This is a genomic window from Mucilaginibacter calamicampi (assembly GCF_042676765.1).
GTDB classification, from domain to species: domain Bacteria; phylum Bacteroidota; class Bacteroidia; order Sphingobacteriales; family Sphingobacteriaceae; genus Mucilaginibacter; species Mucilaginibacter calamicampi.
Window position 1 is genome coordinate 593,867 of record NZ_JBHTHU010000001.1, and the last position, 19,104, is coordinate 612,970.

The following is a 19,104-nucleotide window of genomic DNA, read 5'->3' on the forward strand; positions in this document are numbered from 1 at the left end:
AAGCGAGCAATATTACTTCCTTACGTCAGTATTCCAAACAAACTTATTATACCTTTGTAGTGATACATCATGGCAGACCATATAACATTTAAACTTTATCGCGATAGCGATATACATACTATCACTATTACCGAAGTTAAAGAGGTTATCCCAGGGAAAAGTGCGATAAGCGGGGTTTTTAAGCTGACGGAGGGTAAAACTAATTTAGGAAACATCGTTTTTGACGATGCCATGAACCAATGGGAATACACCGCGTTGGGTGACCTTACCCACAAAGAGGCTGCAATTGTGGCTACTTATATAAAAGACAAAATAAAAGCACAATCTGTATAAGCGGCAAACATGAGCAATAACGACGTAATGAAAAAGCTTAGGGTAGCGCTTAAGTTTACTGATGATGATATTATAAAGGTGCTGGCGCTGGTTAACTTCCGGATAACCAAGACAGAGATAGGCGCTATTTTCAGGGCGGATGATCATCCTAACTTTAAACCCTGCGGAGATCAGATATTAAGGAATTTTCTAAACGGGCTTATTATACATCAACGTGGCCCGCGGCCACCGGCAAAGCCTAAAACGGATATTTAACTACATATGTCATTGCGAGGAACGAAGCAATCGCAAGGAGAAAAGTCCACATGCAAAGTTCGCGATTGCTTCGTTCCTCGCAATGACATTAGGTTTTATTCCCGCTCAATTATCCGCGCTTTCCCACTTTTTATAAGCTTCTTCACCTCATCAGAAAACTCTTCGCGGCCGCCAAAATCCTGCACCCAATAGGTGTTGTACCAGGCTACGCCAATTTCTTTAAAGCCCGGTTGCATTAAGTTATAGCAGTGTCCTTCGCTTTTAAACCAGCCATCGGTTACTTCTTCAATGCTTAGTTGCCCCTGTGCAATGTTTTCGCCTACCTGGTAGGTTCTAAAACCTTTACGGCCGTATCCGGCTGCTTCAATCCTGTCAACTATCTTACGGCCGTCTTTACTGTCATGGCTAAAGTAGCTTTTTTTATACATGTCCTTAGCGTGGCCCATTGCTGCATCTTCCAACTGCTCATTCCATACCAATGGTGGCGCGGGTTTCATATATTGTCTGCCGCAGTTGCAACCTTTTTGGCGAACCTTATTTATCCGTTCCAGAAACTCCTTTTTAAATTTATTGCCGCTTGGTATATCCTGTTTAGCGCCGGTACTTACTGAAAACAAAAAAACAGAAAGTGTCAGTATCAAAAATCTCATGCCGGTAAGACGCTGTGGACGTTTAGGGGTTTAACCTGATGCGTTTTTTACTGCTTTTTACGCCTCAAAAAAACAATTAAAAGTATAAGAATAATTGCAGCTATTATAAAGACGCTATTCTTTTGGAAGAAGCCGTGCGATCGGTCTTCCTGACCATTTTGGCTGGTACTTTTTTTTTAACATCGGCTGAGTCTGCTGCTGCATTTCTTGCGGCAATAGCCAGTTCGGCTTTATTTAAGCTATCGTCAATAAAGTTATGCCTGTCCATAGCTATAGTGCCTTTTTTGAAGTTCTTCATTCGGTTGTATAGCAGGGCAAAATTTAGCTGCACGGCAGATTCAGTACGCGGGTCTTGATTGGCTACGGATAGCTTTAAAGCCTCGTTTAAATCGCCCATGGCCAACGAGTAATCTTTTATATCCATTTTTATTGCTGCCAATTTGATCAACGATTTCATAACGTTAGGCACATCATTAATGGCTCTTGAGAATGTGTTTGATTGCAGAATGAACCATTTGGCCTGCGGATATACTTTTTTTGAATGATAAACCATTGCCAGGTTATCAAAGCAGTTGCGCATGCCGACGGTATCATCATACCGCGAAAACAGGTGCAAGGCCTTGTAGCTATAGTCTAATGCGTCATTTTGGTATTTAAGCTTGATCTTTTTGTTAGCAATGGTATCGTATTTTAAATATTGTACGGCTATTTCGGCATAAAGAAATGCCTTAACCGAATCATTCTGTGTTGAATCAACCTGTGATTTTAACATAGCTATCCTGTCTTCGGTAGATGATAGCTGTGTTTGCTTCAGGCTATCAATAGGAGGCAATGCCGCAAACGAGGTGGAGACGGTTATTAACGCGATAATAAAAAGGCAAAGTTTCTTCATAAAAAAATACACGCTGGTAACGGCAAATAATGGTATTCAAATAATGTGCCTGCTTTGTTGGCAAAGCAGAAAGCGTACTATGCGTATAAGGAGCGCAATAAAAGTATTCAGAAGATGAATGTAGGGAAAAATAAGTGTATACAAAAGTTTACACTATTTACGCAATGGTATTTACTGTATAACAGTTTCGTACCTGTCAACAAACTTGCGGAAGGGTTTTACTTTTTTTAAGATGAGGTTGAACAGGCTTATCCCCGCAACGGCGCAGGCTATGCCGGCCAGTACATCTAAAATATAATGGTGACTGGTGTAAATAGCAGTTAGCCATATACCCACCATTACCGTAGCCAAAATTACGTTAGCAAAACCCAGTTTGTTTTTTATGCCATAATAAACCACAATTATGGGATAGGCCGAATGCAGTGAAGGCATGGCCGCGAACACGTTAGAGCCCTTTTGGTAAATAGAACCGAACAGGTTAATGTGAAAATATTGGTCAAACCGCGCAAGGCCGCCGGTGCTACCGGGGGTATTAGCGTGAAAAACAAAGCCATGTTCTTGTATATACCAGGGCGGTGCAGCCGGAAAAGAGTAATAAATGACAAAGCCCAAAAGGTTTACCAAAAAAAACGTCATGGCAAAGCAAAGAAACTGCCGCCTGTTTTTAAAGAACAGAAAGGCACCAAAACCCAGGGGGACAGGGATCCAGCAAAGGTAAAACAGGCCGCCAATTATGTCTAATATATGCCTGGCATTTATTTTCCAATACTCATTTGGAGTAAGTATCTGGCCATTTACGTTTATGCCGAACAGCTTTTTTTCAAAATTGTACAGGTCGGCCATATGCACGGGGTTAAAAGTATAGTTGGGCAAGGCTTTCATGTAATCAAAAAGCATCCAGTATACTATAAACACGGAAAAGCCGATAATGAACTTGCGAGTTATATCTGATACATAAAAGCAGGCGTTGAATATGCCTACTAACACCACCTGATCTGACTTGAAGCCAACAATCCACGCCGATAGCAGTAAATACGCTACAGATAATAGCGTTACTGTTATTATTGAACGGGTATTAACTGCTAAACTGTGATTAACAGTGCCATTCATTTATTTCCTGATAAAATCTGAGCGGAAAATTTTATCCCAAAGGGGAGAAGTTACGCCATAACCTTTATCGGGATCCTGGTAATGATGAAGCATGTGGTGCTGCTTTATTTTTTTCCAGATATTGCCTTTAAAGTTAAAGTGGTGAATGGCGTAATGAGAAATATCGTAAAAAAGATATCCTAATATAAAGCCGGGGAAAAACGCGAAAACATAACTCTCCGGCAAAATAGCGTTAAACAAAAAGTAGAAGCCGGTTGCTAACGGAATACTTACCGAAGGTGGCAAAACCAGGCGCTTTGCATCGCTTGGATAATCGTGGTGTACGCCGTGGAAAATAAAATGCAAACGCAAGCCCAATTTGTTTTTTGGTACGTAATGAAACACAAAACGATGCATTATATACTCTGTAAACGTCCAAACAGCTAAGCCAATAAAGAAAAATTCTATGTAGGTTAAAATCCCAAGGTGCCTGTTAAAAAGCGCCATGTAGGTAGATGCCAGTATAACCGGAACAAATATATACAAGGGCACAGTGTAGTGCACCTTTGACAGGACTTCAAGCAGGTCGCTTTTAAACATCCTAACAGATTCCTGTGAATTTGATATATACTTCTTTTTCATAATGAAATCAAGGCTTAAAGCGGTGTATTATTTCTTTGCCGGTTGCTTGTTCTGTGCCTTTTAATTCAACATAAACAATGTTTGGCAACCAAAAAGATCCGCCTTCAACTTTTACAAAGATACGATTAAGCATGATTTGCTTTTGATCTGCAGTAACGAAAATATGATATTTATTATCATCGGCTTTTTTTAACACCAGCGGAAGCTTTTTGTACGATACAAACCTAAGGTCGAACTGCTCGTCATTCAATTTTTTTGAGGTCATACCATATGCAAATTTGCGCTGTATGTAATTCAAGTCCTCTTTTTGCCCTTTTTCTGCATATTTTATCCAGTAAATATGCAATGGCGCTTCAACATCAAGCTTCCCGCTTTTGTCAACGTTCAGATCGTATACAATAGTATTTGTATTCGGGTCACGCTGCACATAAAACATGGTGTTAGGGTTATCAGGCGGGGTGGGCAGTTTCTCCTCGTTTGATATAACCTTGGTGTTCTTGTTTTTTTTATCCTGTGAAATGGCCGGGTTTGGCGGCATTATATAAAAAACGGATAGTAATAGTGTAAAAATTAGCTTCATCAAAATATTAAACCTTTTCTTTCTCCAACAAATTCTTTTTTGCTTCTCTAAGGCGATTAAACGCGGTAATATTGGTTAAAACCGCGAGTATGGTAATAGGGATAGTGAATATTGACATGGTTTCAAAAACATGAAACTTTAATCCAAAAGCGTATAATTTATAGTCGCCACCTATGTATAAGGATGCTACGCCGCATAACATGGCACAAACCCCAATAGTTACCACCCGCTCCGGGCGCTGCATAACGCCGCCTTTACACTCAACACCCAGGCCTTCTGCACGTGCCCTTACGTAACTCACCATCATTGATCCTATTAAAGCAACAAAGGCAAAAATAGAGCTTAAAAAATAATGGTGTGCCACCAGATAGTAACAAATTCCTAAAAACATTATTAATTCGCTATACCTGTCAAGAACCGAGTCGTACAATGCGCCAAACGTTGATTTCATGTTGCCCAGGCGCGCCACCTGCCCGTCAAGCATATCAAACAGGCCTGCAAAAAGTATTAGGCCACCGGCCCAGCCTACGTAGGTAAGATCACCGCGATGGCCCCTTTCGCCGCCGATAATAAAAATTACAGCAACGCCCATGTTTAAAACAAAGCCTATAGTGGTAACCGCGTTAGGGGTAAGGCCAACTTTTATTAAAAGCTTAACAAACGGGTCTATTATTCTGTAAATCCCTAACTGTAAACTGGTTCTGATAGATGTTTGTTGCTGCATTCCCCCAAATTAACAATTAAAATTCAAATTTAACCCTTGCCCTGAAACCGTAAGGTGATACCTCCGGGTGGTCAAGATAACTAAAGCGCCTAACAAAGTCTACCCGCAAAAGTTTAAATATATTCTCTACACCAACACTACCTTCCATATAAGGTTCATTACCCAGGCCATAAGTAATTGGCGCGCCTGTAGCAGTAACCGGAAACTGAAATAATGATTTGTTTAGTGCCGGGTTGTTTGTATCGCTCAGCCCGCCTTTAATTGCTTTAAATGATGCAACTTCCCGCCATTGTAACTTTTTAAGCAAAGGTATTTTATTGAAAAAGAAACCCTGAAAATGCTGATCAATATTGATGCTGACATATTTATCACTTACAAACTCCAAAAAGTTCATCAGGTTATAAGAGTATAGATCGTAATTGAAAGACTGGTTTGCCCTGAATATGTTAAGCAAAGGATAAGGTACAGTGCTAAACATCCTGCCACCTTCAATAAATGTATCGGCCCAACCTAATTGCGATAAATATACCCGTTTATCAATACGCGCGTGCAGATTATGGTAGTTGTATTGACCACCAAAAAGTTTGTTGATACCGACAGTATAATCCACAGAGAAAATAGGATACTTGTTAGGGATAGGAATACGGTATAATTTGGTTGGGTAAAATTTCTCATTAGGCGCATACCTGAATGCAAACGTTGCATCGGTGGTGGTAAGATCCTGGATGCGCCCGGTGTTGTTTTGATAGTATAATGAACCTGCAGGCGTTTGCTTAAGATTTCTGAAAGTAAAGTTGTAGCTCAGGTGATTTTGAAACTCCCTTACATAGTCAAATTTATACAGATCGTTATATAGGTACTTATCGTTGGTTCCCCTTGTAAATGATAGCAGGATATTATCGCGTTGCACAAACTGCAACTGTGCGCCCGGCACCTTAGTATCCCGGTTAAAGCTGAAACGCACATAATGCTGCGGGAATTTATAGATGGATTTATTATTCAACGAATAAGTACCGCTTAAAAAATACTTCCATTTTTCATCCTTAAAGCCGTAGGCTAAATAGGTTTCAAAGTAATAACGCTTGCTCAGATCGGTTGTAGTACGGCCGCCTAAACGCAGTTTCAAACCTTCAACAGGGTTAAAGCTGTAAAAGGTGTTTGCAGGGCCCATCTCAAATGGTCCAAACGATTTATAGCCCGCCAGCAGAAGCGTAGCAATGTCCGCCAATCGTTGAAACGATTTCATATGGGTCAAGCTGTCGATGTTTGAGTATACCTTTGACTCAGCACCGGTCAGTTTATCCAGCCTGTTGTTTTCCCAGAACGCGTCAGGGCGTTTTTTCAGTTCATCAATTTCATCTTCGCTCTGTTTTTTAGTAAAAGCGGTATCTGGCGGGAGTTGGTTAATCCGGTAATTGCCGTAGCTAAACGTTCTTATACCAACCAGGCCCCCATTTCTTTTTTTGCCGGTTTTAAATTCGGCCTGGGTAGTACTTTTAATTACGTGATAGCGTCCGTCAGCGTTTTTTTCAAAGTCCTGACTAATATTCATCCACTCCAGGTAGTTAACGTTAATGTGGTTGTTAACGCCTAACTTAACTCTTTGTACAGCATAGTTGCTATCAATAGTTACATAGATCTTACCTTCAAATAAAATATCCGCTGTATTGCGTGGGGTAAAACTCAATTCAACCAATTTGCTGCTATCCGCAGTAACTATTGTATCAGTAATAAAAAACTTGTAGTAATTAGGCGAATTATCAGATATAGGGCTCAGAAAGTTCTTGGTAACCAGGAAAATATTATTTTCATAAATATCCACCTTGGCATACATGTTTTTTAAATAGTCGCCAAAACCATCGGCATCTATAAAGGCGCCAAGATCTGTCTTTTTGGTGCCTTTTATAATGGTGTTCTCGGCCTCAGGGTTTCTTCTGTAATAGTATTGCGACAGTTTTTCGTCCAGATAAAATGGTGTCAACGTTTTTCCCGGTACAGTTATACTATCGCGGTTGTCCAGTAAGAATGCATATTTTCTGAAAGCCTTTTTATCTGTAAGGGTGGTAGATAGGTTGCTCAACGCAAACTGCAGCCTGTCGTATTCCAGATACTCTACATAGTTATAGCGTTCAGGGCTGTTTTTAGCTTTGTTGGCAATAACGCGGCGGATAAGTTCAACAGCGGGGTTTTCGCGGTTACGGTACCTAACTTTGGCGCCAGATTTTATTTCAACTTCTGTTAATTCCTGCGCCGAACGTTGCAGGCTAATAGTACCCAAAGATTGCGTTTTACCCGGCTGGATATTCAGCAACATATCTTTATAACCAATAAAAGAGATCTTTACCTGCTGAAGCTGCCTGCTGGTGCTTAAAGTAAATTTGCCGTCGTTGTCTGTGGTAACGCCAATGGTAGTACCCGGAAATGATACAGTAACAAAAGGAAGGGTTTCTTTATCAGTAGCATCGATAACTTTTCCGCTAACTACAGTAGCCTGCGCAAACAAAAAAGTTGAATACAATAAGGATAAAGCTGCAACAAAAAGCGTCTTTAATAATAGTCTAAAATTCATCTAATAATATACTAACCAATTTGTAACCGCCTTTGCCACATCAATATCCTTTACCCCGGATATATCTAATTGTATACGCCGCTGCAAACCGGTTTTAAATTAAGCTGCAAAGATATGCAAAAATGCGTCAGACTTCTGTGGTCAAAAAGTCAAATAGTGGCCTGTCTTTTTGCTACACCTATTATACGCACTCAGGCGAATTTTAGATTGTTAACGGCCGCATTTGTTACCATAGTATCGCACCTGCCGTACAGTTAACAAAAAAGTCGTTATCGCAAGGTTAAATCATGCAATAACGACTTCAGTATTATTATTTTATGCCTATTGTGCTTCGGCCAATTCTTCGTAATAATCTAAACCCAGGTGAGTGATCAAATCTTCACCCATCATATGGCGCAGCGTGTTTTCCAACTTTGCCAGTTGTTTGAATATATCATTCTCAGGGTGCAAGCCAGGCGCGGTTTGTGGCGATTTAAGGTAAAACGACAACCATTCCTGTACTCCGCTCATATTAGCACGTTTAGCCAAATCGCAGAACAGCGCAAGGTCAAGCGCGATAGGAGCAGCCAGGATAGAATCACGGCAAAGGAAGTTGATCTTGATCTGCATTTTATAACCTAACCAACCAAAAATGTCAATATTGTCCCAGCTTTCTTTGTTATCGCCATGCGGCGGATAATAGTTAATACGTATTTTATGGTAAATATTGCCATAAAGCTCCTGGTTGTCCTCAGGTTTAAAGATATCTTCCAGTACACCCAGTTTTGAAACCTCTTTAGTTTTAAAGTTATCAGGATCGTCTAATACCAAACCATCGCGGTTACCCAAAATGTTATCAGAGAACCAGCCGTTAACGCCTAAAGAACGTGCAGCAAGGCCGGGGGCCAAAATGGTTTTCATTAAGGTTTGACCGGTTTTAAAATCTTTACCGGCTATTGGAGTTTGTGTTATTTTAGCCAGCTCAATAAGTGCCGGGATATCAACAGTAAGGTTAGGCGCGCCATTAGCAAATGGTATACCTTGTTTTAAAGCCGCGTAAGCATAGATCATGCTTGGCGATATTAATTTATCGTCGGCTTTTAAACCTGCCTCAAATTTATCTAAAGTGCTGTGCACGTCTGATGCTTCGTAGTAGATCTCGGTTGATCCGCACCATACTAAAACTATCCTGTCGCAACCGTTTGCTTCTTTAAAGTTTTGTATGTCTTCAATAACCTGTTGCGCTAATTCATAACGTGTACCTTGTTTTACGTGGGTGGCAGTTAAGTTTTTAGCATAATTTTGATCAAATGCCGCTTTCATCGGCACAACTGCTTCTAACTCCGGTTTTATTTTGGCCAGAAGGTCTTTTTCCAAAACCGCTGCTTTTGAAGCTGCTTCATAGACATTATCCGGGTATACATCCCAACCACCAAAAACCACATCGTTAAGACTGGCCAGCGGTACAAAATCTTTTATTTTGGGGCGTCTGTTCTCTGTTCTTTTACCTAAACGGATGGTACCCATCTGGCTAACAGAGCCTATAGGTTGTGATATACCTTTTCTAACGGCCTCAACGCCGGCAATTAACGTGGTTGCCACGGCGCCCAAACCCGGGATCAAAATACCCAGTTTGCCGTTGGCAGGTTGAATGTTACTCTTCATTATTGTGTAAATGTAAATTATATTTATTTAAAGCCAGTTGTTTTGTTTGTACCAGTTGATAGTCTCCTTAACGCCCTTATTTAGATCGTATTGAGGAGCAAATCCCATATCTTTACTTGCCGCCCCAATACTGCATATCCAATTAACCGCTGTAAGCTCATTTAGTTTTTCACGGTTCAGTATTGGCGCTTCACCTTTCAAATTACTTACTTTTTCGGCTATGGTTGCTATCAATCTCATAAAATTTACAGGAATGTGAAACTTAAACGTTTTTCCTGTCAAAATTTTTCTTGCTTCCGTACCTAAATCATACTTGGTATAACTTTTACCGTCGCTTAAATTGTAAGCCTGCAGGCCCCCGCTTTTTAATGCGGATATACATGCACTGGCCAGGTCTGTAACATAAATAAAGCTAAGCCGTTGTTCCGCCCGGCCTATATAGCCTTCAATCCGTTTGCTCAGCTGTTTAAAAAAAATAAAAATACCCGTGTCTCTCGGGCCATAAACAGCGGTTGGTCTAAGTATGGTATAATTTAACCCTGTTACGGTTTTTAACTTTTGCTCTGCAAGTAATTTGCTGGCACCATAAGCCGTTACGGGGTTGGGCGTTGTTTCTTCATTAATAACACCATCAATATTATTCAATGGGCCAATTGCTGCCAAACTACTTACTAGCACAAACTTTTTAACATCCACACCTGCTTCAACCGCCGCTTTGGCAAGATTCAAAGTATATTCAGCATTTATGGTATTATATTCCTCAATCGTTCGTGCGCGGGTAACGCCCGCGGCATGAATTATAAAGGTGTATTTTTTTTCTTGTATATCCTTTATCAGCGCGTCCGGATCATTATAAGCCAGGTCCGTATATTGAATATCAAATTCGCTCAGATGCTTTATATTGCTGCTCTTTCTAACTGCCGCAACCACTTCCATATCATTCCTCAGCGCTTCTTTTATCAGGTGATATCCTACAAAACCACTTGCACCGGTTATTAAAACCTTTTCCTTCATATCTGTTTCTGATACAAGCGGTATGTTTTATAAGGATTGCCTTTTATAGCTATAATGGCTTCGTTTATCATGGTATTGTTCTCCAGTGTCCATCCGGCTTCTGCCCATTTTAAACCCCTGGCGGTATAGTTTTTTATAATGGTACCGTATAAAACAGCCTCTATACCCATTTTGCGGTAGCCATCAATAACTCCCAAAGCGTATATGCGCAGGCTCTGTATCTTCTTTTTACCAAACAGCAGTTTAAAAATCCCTGTAGGCAGCAAGCGGCCGCGTTTTATGGTTTTAAATATCTCGTTATAATTTAAAAGCGCTAAACCAAATGCCACTATTTTACCTTCCTGCTCTGCAACCAACGCAAAGTCTCCGTCTAATATTAATTTCAAATCGTTAGCCAGATAGTTGAATTCGTCGTCGGTTAGCGGAACAAACCCTGTATTCTGGTCCCAGGCGGAGTTGTAAACCTCGCGAAGTTTAGCAGTTTCTTCTTTGAAGTTCTTTACATTTATTTTACGGATAACAATATTATTTCGCTTTAAACGCTCCTGTAAAGCATTAAGCAGGCGTACAGATTTATCATCGTAATTATTGCCGTCCCAGTGCCAGGCTATCAGGTCTACGTCCTTATCAAAACCAGCTTTGTCTATCAAATCGGCGTAGTAAGGGAAGTTATAAGTTTGCATTAAAACCGGCGAGCTGTCAAATCCCTTCACCAGCAGGCCACAAGGCTCGTTAGTTGAAAAGTTAACCGGGCCCAAAAATCTTCCTGTAACGCCTTTGTCCTTTAACCAATCCGCAGCCACTTTAAATAACAGATCAGCGGTTTCCTGGTCGTTTATACAATCAAAAAAGCCGAAGAAACCATCGTTAGCCTTGTTATACTCGTTATGCGCGTTGTTTAAAATAGCTGCAATACGGCCCGTAACTTTACCTTCCTGATAAACCAGAAAGCCCTGCAACTTATTATGTTTATGAAAAGGGTGCTTGGTTAACAGATCGCGCTGTGCTATAAACAGCTCGGGAACATAATAGGGATCATCTTTATATAGGTCGTGCGGAAAATCTATAAAAGCAGCCAGCTCTTTTTTTGAAACTACCGGAATTATTTTTTTCATTAAAAACGACTAAAGATAAAATTGGTCTATATAAAATGTGCGGCTATTTTTAATAGCCGCACATCTGCAAAAAATATGATAAATATTTAAATCCGTTCTTTTACACCCATACCAAGCGGCACACCAACCTCTTTAAATGCCCTGGTTATCTTTTCAACGGCCTCATCAATTTGTTCAAAAGTGTGAGTAGCCATTAAAGAAAAACGAAGTAAAGATGAGTCCGAAGGTACAGCTGGCGAAACTACCGGGTTAACAAATACGCCTGATGATTGCAGGTGCTTAGTAACCAGGAAGGTTTTATCGTTGTCGCGTACAAATATCGGTAGGATAGGGCTTTCTGTTGGGCCAAGGTCAAAACCTTCGTCCAATAAAAGTTTCATTGCATAATTGGTGTTGTCCCAAAGCTTTTGGATACGCTCAGGCTCAGATTCTATAATATCCAATGCTGCTATAACGCTGGCTACAGCTCCGGGGGTCATGCTCGCGCTGAACATTAGTGAGCGGGCCCTGTGTTTCATATAATCAATAACATCAGCATCAGCGGCTATAAAACCGCCTAATGATGCCAGGGACTTGCTGAAGGTGCCCATTATCAGGTCAACATCATCAGTAAGGCCAAAATGCGATGCTGTGCCTGCGCCCTTATGGCCAATAACGCCTAAGCTGTGCGCGTCATCAACCATTATGTTTACACCATATTTCTGTGCCAGCTCAACAATTTCGGGTAGTTTAACAATATCACCCTCCATGCTGAATATACCGTCAACAGCAATAACCTTAACCGCTTCTTCTGGTAGTAAGCTTAATTTACGCTCCAGATCGGCCATGTCATTGTGCGCGTACTTTATAACTTTTGAAAATGATAAACGGCTGCCGTCAATTAGCGATGCATGATCATACTCATCTAATATCAAATAATCGTTACGGCCGGTAACGCATGACAAAACGCCTAAATTTACCTGGAAGCCTGTGCTGAATAAAACGGCGGCTTCTTTACCTACATAACTTGCTAACCTGTCTTCTAATTCTACGTGTATATCAAGTGTACCATTCAAAAACCTTGAACCTGCACAACCGCTACCATACTTGTCAATTGCCTTTTTTGATGCTTCCTTTATTTTAGGATGATTAGTTAGACCAAGGTATGAGTTTGAACCAAACATCAGCACGCGCTTCCCCTCAATAATCACCTCCGTATCCTGGCCGGACTCGATAGGCCTAAAATAAGGATACAAGCCCTTCTCCCTGATCATTGCTGCATCTTTGAATTGAGCAATTTTCTCATGTAGTTTTTTAACCATGTATTAACCCTGCTTAAATTTTTTGTAAAAATACCACGAATAAGCTTATAACCTATATTTAGTATGTAAATTTTTTTAACATCATGTTTTTAAACACAACGCTATTCCCACTCGGCAAATTAATTAAATTTTTTATTTATTTGAGGAGTCAATTTTTAAATTTTTTTAAAAAGTACCAAAAAACGTTAAAAAATTGGCTGTTTATACCTGTAATGTATAATTTAGGTAAAATTTTTAATGCTGCTTTTTATTCGTTACAAATCCTCCCATCTTCGCAGCTCCTTTAGTTAATTAAACGATTGATTAATATAAACGTCCTCGCTCCATCCCAGGGCTTTATTATATCTGCATCTATGAAAAAAAAGTGTTTTCTTTTAATTATTTTAACCTACAGTATACCACAGTTGCTACTGGCGCAAACCGCCACAGACAGCTTACCGGCTGTAGTTTCGCTTAAACAAAGTATATCTTTTGCTTTACGCAACCAGCCGGCCATTAAGCAAGCCGCTATAGACAGGGCCATTAATGAAAGGGATATTGATATCTCACTATCATCGTGGTTGCCACAGATCAGCTCCACCAATCAGTACCAGCATTACTTTAAAGGCGGGCCGGTAAATGCTGCCCAGGTTAACGCGGGCGGAAGTGGTGGTGCTCTTCGCGAATTCTCAAGTTTAGGCGCTCAGCTCAATCAAACTATTTACAATAACGAGGTGTTGCAGGCATCAAAAGCGTCAACTTACAGCCGCTTGCTGTATCGTCAAAACGAAGTTAGTACGCAGATAGATGTAGTTTCTGATGTGAGTAAAAGTTTTTTTGATGTGTTACTGTCGCAAAAACGGCTTAATATCATTAATGAAAACATTGCCAGGCTGCAACGTAGTTTAAAGGATGCTACCAGCCGTTACCAGGCCGGCGTGGTTGATAAAATTGATTATAAGCAAGCTACCATAGCGTTAAATAACGAGGTAGCATCGCGCAAGCAAACTATTGAGGCTGTAAAAAGTAAAATGGCCACGTTGAAACAAATAATGGGTGTGCAGGCCAACAAAGATTTCTCGCTCACTTATGATTCTACCCGTTACGAGCAAGAGGCTATAATTGATACCAATCAGGTTTTAAGTTATACTAACCGTGTAGAGTATCAGTTGCTGCAAACGCAAAAAAACCTGCAGAACGTTAATGTTAATTATTACAAGTACGGCTTTTTGCCTTCTCTTTCGGCTATTGGTGCTTATAATATGTTGTTTTTAAACAACAGCCTCTCTAACTTGTACAGCAAATCGTTTACTAATGCTTACGCGGGGCTATCGTTAACCATACCTATTTTTCAGGGCGGGCGCAGATTGAAGAGTTTAAGTAAGGCGCGTTTGCAGGTTGAGCGTACCGATCAGGATATTTTAAATCAGCAAAACGTTATCAGCACACAATATGTGCAGGCGCTGGCGGCCTATAAAAGTAATTACACCAGTTGGAAAACACTTAAAGAGAATGTCGCGCTGGCCGCTGATGTTTACAACGTGGTAAGTTTACAATATCGCGAAGGGATTAAAACTTATCTGGATGTGATAGTTGCACAGGCTGATCTGCGTACTTCTCAGTTAAATTACTATAACGCGCTGTTCCAGCTATTGGCCAGTAAAATAGATGTACAAAAGGCTTTAGGAACACTGCCGGTTGAATAATATTAAATTAAAAAATTGTCTTTTATTATAATATAATACCTAATGAAAAAATATAATATCCAATTGTTTGCCGCAATTATAGCTTTGGCGATCACGTCATGTAAAGATCAGCAGGCCGCGCAAAATGCTGCACCGCCGCCAATACCTGTAGCAGTTGCCGAGGCGCAGAATGCCGACGCTGTTTATTACGATCAGTACCAGGGCACAGTAGTATCTACCAATAATGTAGAGCTGCGTAGCGCGGTGACAGGATTTATTACGGGCATATTTTTTAAAGAGGGCGATATAGTGCAGAAGGGAAAGACCCTTTACGAAATAGACCGGCGCAAATATCAGGCGGCTTACGCGCAGGCTAATGCCCAATTGATTAGCGCACAAGCAAATCTGACTAAAGCGCAGAAGGATATTGACCGCTACAATATGCTGTTAAAGAATGATGCCGTTGCCCGCCAAACTGTTGACCAGGCTACTGCTAATTACGAGATGAGCAAAAGCCAGGTTGAAGTAGCTAAAGCGGCTATTGAAAGCGCCAAAACAGACCTTTCTTATTCATTAATAACCGCCCCGGTTACCGGCCGTATTGGTATTTCGCAGGTAAGGTTGGGCTCGCAGGTTACGCCGGGTAGTACCTTGCTGAATACCGTATCAAGCGAAAACCCGATTGCCGTTGATGTGGTAGTGAATGAGCAGGACATCAATCGTTTTTACGAACTGCAGCGCAAGGTGACCGACTCAACTTTCAGGCTTCAATTATCAGACGGCACAGTTTACCATAAAAGCGGAAGAATACTGGCGGTAGACAGGGGAGTGAATAACCTCACCGGAACCATAAAGGTGAGAGTTGAATTTTCTAACCCGGATGGCTTATTAAAAGATGGGATGAGCTGTGTTTTAAAAGTTTTAAATAATGATTCGGGCAATCGCCTGCAAATACCTTATAAGGCTGTTTCTGAGCAAATGGGAGAGTTTTTTGTATTTGTATCGCATGATACTACCGCCAGCCAGCAAAAAGTTACGCTGGGTCCGCGCATAGGCAGCAATATAGTTGTAATGAACGGCATAAAGGCCGGTGATAAGGTAATTACAGACGGTTTTCAAAAACTGCGCGACGGTGGCAAAATAACATTGGGCGGTCCCGGCGCAGCTGATGCCGCAGGACAGGCAAAACCACAGGCAAAATAAAGGGCGGATAATATAATATAGAATGATAGCAGAAACTTTTATCCGAAGGCCTGTTACGGCCATCGTAATATCATTGGTGATAGTTATTGTGGGCATACTGGCAATAGCCACGCTTGCCGTAGGGCAGTATCCTGATATAACGCCACCAACCGTACAGATATCAGGTAACTACGTGGGCGCAGACGCCCAAACGGTTGAGCAAACCGTTGCGACGCCTGTAGAGATACAGGTGAACGGAACGCCCGGAATGACCTACCTGCAAAGTAACAGCACCAATAACGGCGCCATGAGCATGACCGTTAACTTTGAGCTGGGTACCGATATTAATATAGCCGCGCTTGATGTGCAGAACAGGGTGGGCATAGCAACACCAACCTTACCGCAGGAAGTACAACGCCTGGGCTTAACCGTGCGTAAACGTAACCCAAGTATTTTAATGCTGGTGGCCATGTTTTCGCCTAAGGGTACGCATGATGTAACCTTTACTGATAATTACGCCAATATTTTCGTTCGCGACGCGCTTTTACGTACCAAAGGAGTAGGAGACGTGATAAGCCGCGCCGATGACTTTAGTATGCGTATATGGCTAAAGCCCGATAAGTTAGCGGCCTTAGGCATGACAGCTGCCGATATAACCCAAGCCTTGCAGGAACAAAACGCACAGGTAGCTGCCGGAACTGTTGGCGCTACGCCGCAGTTAAAGGGACAGACATTTGAGTACAGCGTTTTGGTAAAGGGGCGTTTAACCAGTAAAGCCGAATTTGAGAATATAGTGGTACGCACCCAACCCGCTAACGGCGCTATAGTGCATTTAAGGGATGTGGCGCGTGTTGAGTTAGGTAAATTTAACTATGCCGGTAATTCTTACGTTGATGGCAAGCGGGCATCGTACCTGTTGGTTTACCAGGCACCTAACAGCAACGCGCTTGAAACTGCCGAGAATGTGTATGCCACCATGGATCAGATGAAGAAAAGCTTCCCGAATGATATTGCCTACATGGTGCCTTTTGAGGCGGTAACGGTGATAAAAGTTTCGGTGCACGAGGTGGTTGAAACATTGGTGATAGCCTTGGTGTTGGTTATTATAGTAGTGTTCCTGTTTCTGCAAAGCTGGCGCACAACGCTTATTCCGGTATTGGCTATCCCGGTATCTATTATAGGTACGTTCATTTTCTTTATTCCGCTGCACTTTACTATAAATACGTTAACGCTGTTTGGCTTTGTGTTAGCTATAGGTATTGTGGTTGATGATGCCATTGTTGTGGTTGAGGCCGTACAGCACTATATGGACGAGAAAAACATGTCGCCGGTTGATGCTACGCGACACGCCATGAAAGATATCTCGGCCCCGGTTATCGCCATAGCGCTGATATTGGCAGCGGTGTTTGTACCAGTTGGTTTTATACCGGGCATAGTGGGCAGGCTGTATCAGCAATTTGCTATAACCATAGCTATATCGGTAATAATATCGGCCTTTGTGGCGCTATCGTTAACACCGGCTTTGTGTATACTGATCCTAAAACCACATAAAATAGACGATAAGTCAAGAGGCCTGGATAGATTCTTTTACCTGTTTAATACCTGGTTTGACCGTGTTACCGGAAAGTATCGTAACGGCGTGCACCGGGGTATAAAGAACTCCAGGTTTGTAGTTGTTATTTTGATCTGCATTATTGTAGGTACGGTTTTCATGTTCATGAAAAAATCAACCGGCTTTATTCCGGTAGAGGATGAGGGACGGATCTACGTTACCTATGATCTGCCCGAAGCATCATCAACAGAAAGAACAGTGGCTGTTTTAAAAGATGTGATGACAACCCTTGACAGCGTACCCGAGATAGGGCATTATGCTGCTTTAGGGGGCCTTAACGTAGTTAACTTTGCAACAAAATCAAGCAGCGCCACCGTGTTTGTTCAGCTTAAACCCTGGGATGAGCGGAAGAAAACCTCGCTTGAATTGGTGGGTTATCTGCAACAAAAGTTAACTAAATACAAAGAAGCTAATGTAACTGTTATTCCGCCGCCGGCTATCCCCGGTTTGGGTAACAGCTCCGGTTTTGCATTTATGCTGGAAGAGAAAGAAGCTGGCGGCGATATAACAAGTTTCCAAACCGTGCTCAACAACTTTGTAGCCGAGGTGAACAAACGGCCTGAAATAGCAAAGGCATACAGTTTCTTTACTGCCAAAACCCCCGCATATCAACTTACAATAGACCGTGAAAAGGCAAAGCGCCTTGGCGTACAGATCAGCGATATTAATAACGCTTTGCAGGTTTACATGGGTAGCTCATACATAAATGACATGACTTTATATGGCCGCACGTTTAGAGTGTTGGCCCAGGCAGATACTAATTATCGCACTAATATTGACAATATAGGGCAGTATTTTGTGCGTAACTCTGTGGGTAATATGGTGCCGTTAAGTACCCTTACTACCTATAAAATGATGGAGAATGCGCCGCTTATAACGCACTTTAACCTGTTCAGGGCTGCTGAGATTGATGGTACAGCTAAGCCGGGCTACAGCAGCGGCGATGCCTTAAACGCGTTGGAAGAAGTAGCAGCGCAAACGCTGCCTCAAGGATATGGCTATGAGTTTACAGGTTTAAGCCGCGAAGAAAAGCTATCGGGTTCAAAAACTGTATATATCTTTATGCTATCTGTAGGGTTTGTATTCCTGTTCCTTGCGGCTTTGTACGAGAGCTGGTCCGTACCGTTCTCTGTATTATTAGCAGTACCGTTGGGTGCAATGGGAGCTATTCTGTTTCTTACATTTAATAAAGGGCTGGATAATAACGTATACGCGCAAATTGGTTTGATAACGCTGATAGGCCTTGCTGCCAAGAATGCCATTTTGATTGTGGAATTTGCAAAGGAGCGTGTAGATAGGGGAATGGAGCTGGAAAAATCAATATTAGAAGCAGTAAGATTACGCTTGCGACCTATTATAATGACATCGCTTGCCTTTATTTTGGGCGTACTGCCTTTGCTGTTTGCATCAGGTGCCGGAGCTATTGCGCGTAAAACTATCGGCTTTACTGTGTTTGGTGGTATGCTTGCAGCAACCTTGTTGGCTATTTTTATAGTGCCTGTATTGTTCTTTTTAATAACACGCGTTGCTTATGGAAAAGAAAAGCTGGCCGAATTGCAACGAAATTATAAGCCTGATCCGGAACACGACCCGCAGACTTAATAGGATATTGGTATAAAAAAGGCCTTCAGTGAAAATTGAAGGCCTTTTTTGTTTTATAAAGCAGGGTTTACCATACAAAATGAACTAAAAACAATGCACTATTCTTAATCTCACGCCAATTATATCAGCTTGTTCAAATAAATGCTTTCGCCCAAGCCAACCAATTTGAATATCAGCATTTAAGCCGCTCATTCTACAGTAAAATGGATCAGATAACAATTCGTTGAATGTTAAAT

16 protein-coding genes are annotated in these 19,104 nt (G+C 41.5%); 5 read left to right on the forward strand and 11 right to left on the reverse strand.

All coding sequences use genetic code 11. The features are described 5' to 3' along the window. The first annotated feature begins 69 nt into the window (after positions 1–69). Together ACFQZS_RS02630 and ACFQZS_RS02635 are read left to right on the forward strand one after the other, a co-directional pair. Positions 70–333, forward strand: coding sequence for a hypothetical protein (locus tag ACFQZS_RS02630; protein WP_377097026.1), 264 nt, complete (start codon positions 70–72; stop codon positions 331–333). Between the two features lie 9 nt (positions 334–342). Beyond that, complete coding sequence (locus ACFQZS_RS02635) at positions 343–588, forward strand: DUF1456 family protein (RefSeq protein ID WP_377097028.1); 246 nt, start codon at positions 343–345, stop codon at positions 586–588. Between the two features lie 95 nt (positions 589–683). Here the strand turns inward: ACFQZS_RS02635 and ACFQZS_RS02640 are convergent, their stop codons facing one another. The 11 genes from ACFQZS_RS02640 to spt form a co-directional block, all read right to left on the reverse strand. Then, entirely contained in the window at positions 684–1,238 is a 555-nt protein-coding gene (locus tag ACFQZS_RS02640) for a CAP domain-containing protein (RefSeq protein ID WP_377097030.1), read from the reverse strand. A 103-nt stretch (positions 1,239–1,341) separates the two neighbouring features. Next, entirely contained in the window at positions 1,342–2,130 is a 789-nt protein-coding gene (locus tag ACFQZS_RS02645; RefSeq protein ID WP_377097032.1) for a hypothetical protein, read from the reverse strand. A gap of 171 nt (positions 2,131–2,301) precedes the next feature. Beyond that, positions 2,302–3,240, reverse strand: a complete 939-nt coding sequence (locus ACFQZS_RS02650) for a phosphatase PAP2 family protein (protein WP_377097033.1) — start codon at positions 3,238–3,240, stop codon at positions 2,302–2,304. After that, on the reverse strand, positions 3,241–3,861 hold the full coding sequence (locus ACFQZS_RS02655) for a sterol desaturase family protein (protein ID WP_377097035.1): 621 nt from the start codon (positions 3,859–3,861) through the stop codon (positions 3,241–3,243). A gap of 7 nt (positions 3,862–3,868) precedes the next feature. Further along, positions 3,869–4,441 (reverse strand): DUF4833 domain-containing protein, encoded by a 573-nt coding sequence (locus tag ACFQZS_RS02660; protein ID WP_377097037.1) that lies wholly within the window; start codon positions 4,439–4,441, stop codon positions 3,869–3,871. 7 nt (positions 4,442–4,448) lie between these two features. Continuing rightward, on the reverse strand, positions 4,449–5,165 hold the full coding sequence (locus ACFQZS_RS02665) for a CDP-alcohol phosphatidyltransferase family protein (protein WP_377097039.1): 717 nt from the start codon (positions 5,163–5,165) through the stop codon (positions 4,449–4,451). A 16-nt stretch (positions 5,166–5,181) separates the two neighbouring features. Beyond that, a complete protein-coding gene (locus tag ACFQZS_RS02670; RefSeq protein ID WP_377097041.1) occupies positions 5,182–7,734 on the reverse strand; it encodes a DUF5686 and carboxypeptidase-like regulatory domain-containing protein in 2,553 nt (850 codons plus the stop codon). Between the two features lie 321 nt (positions 7,735–8,055). Continuing rightward, positions 8,056–9,378 carry an inositol-3-phosphate synthase gene (locus tag ACFQZS_RS02675; RefSeq protein ID WP_377097043.1) on the reverse strand — a complete coding sequence of 441 codons (1,323 nt, stop codon included), beginning with the start codon at positions 9,376–9,378 and terminating at the stop codon, positions 8,056–8,058. A gap of 27 nt (positions 9,379–9,405) precedes the next feature. After that, positions 9,406–10,392: an NAD-dependent epimerase/dehydratase family protein gene (locus tag ACFQZS_RS02680; protein ID WP_377097045.1), complete on the reverse strand. Its 987-nt coding sequence runs from the start codon at positions 10,390–10,392 to the stop codon at positions 9,406–9,408. Further along, on the reverse strand, positions 10,389–11,507 hold the full coding sequence (locus tag ACFQZS_RS02685) for a hypothetical protein (RefSeq protein ID WP_377097047.1): 1,119 nt from the start codon (positions 11,505–11,507) through the stop codon (positions 10,389–10,391). Before ACFQZS_RS02685 ends, ACFQZS_RS02680 begins: the two co-directional genes overlap by 4 nt. A gap of 86 nt (positions 11,508–11,593) precedes the next feature. Then, complete coding sequence (gene spt / locus ACFQZS_RS02690; RefSeq protein ID WP_377097049.1) at positions 11,594–12,808, reverse strand: serine palmitoyltransferase; 1,215 nt, start codon at positions 12,806–12,808, stop codon at positions 11,594–11,596. Positions 12,809–13,161: 353 nt separating this feature from the next. On the opposite strand from spt, the gene ACFQZS_RS02695 reads away from it, so the two are divergent. From ACFQZS_RS02695 to ACFQZS_RS02705, 3 genes are read left to right on the forward strand one after another with little or no spacing between them, the layout of a single operon-like run. Beyond that, a complete protein-coding gene (locus ACFQZS_RS02695; protein ID WP_377097051.1) occupies positions 13,162–14,493 on the forward strand; it encodes a TolC family protein in 1,332 nt (443 codons plus the stop codon). Positions 14,494–14,535: 42 nt separating this feature from the next. Continuing rightward, on the forward strand, positions 14,536–15,675 hold the full coding sequence (locus ACFQZS_RS02700; RefSeq protein ID WP_377097052.1) for an efflux RND transporter periplasmic adaptor subunit: 1,140 nt from the start codon (positions 14,536–14,538) through the stop codon (positions 15,673–15,675). 22 nt (positions 15,676–15,697) lie between these two features. Beyond that, positions 15,698–18,868 (forward strand): efflux RND transporter permease subunit, encoded by a 3,171-nt coding sequence (locus ACFQZS_RS02705; protein ID WP_377097054.1) that lies wholly within the window; start codon positions 15,698–15,700, stop codon positions 18,866–18,868. The last annotated feature ends 236 nt before the right edge of the window (positions 18,869–19,104 follow it).

Excerpts from the sequence above, each read along its gene's own strand:
- ACFQZS_RS02630 (WP_377097026.1), top strand. The coding sequence starts at position 70 with ATGGCAGACCATATAACATTTAAACTTTATCGCGATAGCGATATACAT.
- ACFQZS_RS02635 (WP_377097028.1), top strand. The coding sequence starts at position 343 with ATGAGCAATAACGACGTAATGAAAAAGCTTAGGGTAGCGCTTAAGTTT.
- ACFQZS_RS02640 (WP_377097030.1), bottom strand. The coding sequence starts at position 1,238 with ATGAGATTTTTGATACTGACACTTTCTGTTTTTTTGTTTTCAGTAAGT.
- ACFQZS_RS02645 (WP_377097032.1), bottom strand. The coding sequence starts at position 2,130 with ATGAAGAAACTTTGCCTTTTTATTATCGCGTTAATAACCGTCTCCACC.
- ACFQZS_RS02650 (WP_377097033.1), bottom strand. The coding sequence starts at position 3,240 with ATGAATGGCACTGTTAATCACAGTTTAGCAGTTAATACCCGTTCAATA.
- ACFQZS_RS02655 (WP_377097035.1), bottom strand. The coding sequence starts at position 3,861 with ATGAAAAAGAAGTATATATCAAATTCACAGGAATCTGTTAGGATGTTT.
- ACFQZS_RS02660 (WP_377097037.1), bottom strand. The coding sequence starts at position 4,441 with ATGAAGCTAATTTTTACACTATTACTATCCGTTTTTTATATAATGCCG.
- ACFQZS_RS02665 (WP_377097039.1), bottom strand. The coding sequence starts at position 5,165 with ATGCAGCAACAAACATCTATCAGAACCAGTTTACAGTTAGGGATTTAC.
- ACFQZS_RS02670 (WP_377097041.1), bottom strand. The coding sequence starts at position 7,734 with ATGAATTTTAGACTATTATTAAAGACGCTTTTTGTTGCAGCTTTATCC.
- ACFQZS_RS02675 (WP_377097043.1), bottom strand. The coding sequence starts at position 9,378 with ATGAAGAGTAACATTCAACCTGCCAACGGCAAACTGGGTATTTTGATC.
- ACFQZS_RS02680 (WP_377097045.1), bottom strand. The coding sequence starts at position 10,392 with ATGAAGGAAAAGGTTTTAATAACCGGTGCAAGTGGTTTTGTAGGATAT.
- ACFQZS_RS02685 (WP_377097047.1), bottom strand. The coding sequence starts at position 11,507 with ATGAAAAAAATAATTCCGGTAGTTTCAAAAAAAGAGCTGGCTGCTTTT.
- spt (WP_377097049.1), bottom strand. The coding sequence starts at position 12,808 with ATGGTTAAAAAACTACATGAGAAAATTGCTCAATTCAAAGATGCAGCA.
- ACFQZS_RS02695 (WP_377097051.1), top strand. The coding sequence starts at position 13,162 with ATGAAAAAAAAGTGTTTTCTTTTAATTATTTTAACCTACAGTATACCA.
- ACFQZS_RS02700 (WP_377097052.1), top strand. The coding sequence starts at position 14,536 with ATGAAAAAATATAATATCCAATTGTTTGCCGCAATTATAGCTTTGGCG.
- ACFQZS_RS02705 (WP_377097054.1), top strand. The coding sequence starts at position 15,698 with ATGATAGCAGAAACTTTTATCCGAAGGCCTGTTACGGCCATCGTAATA.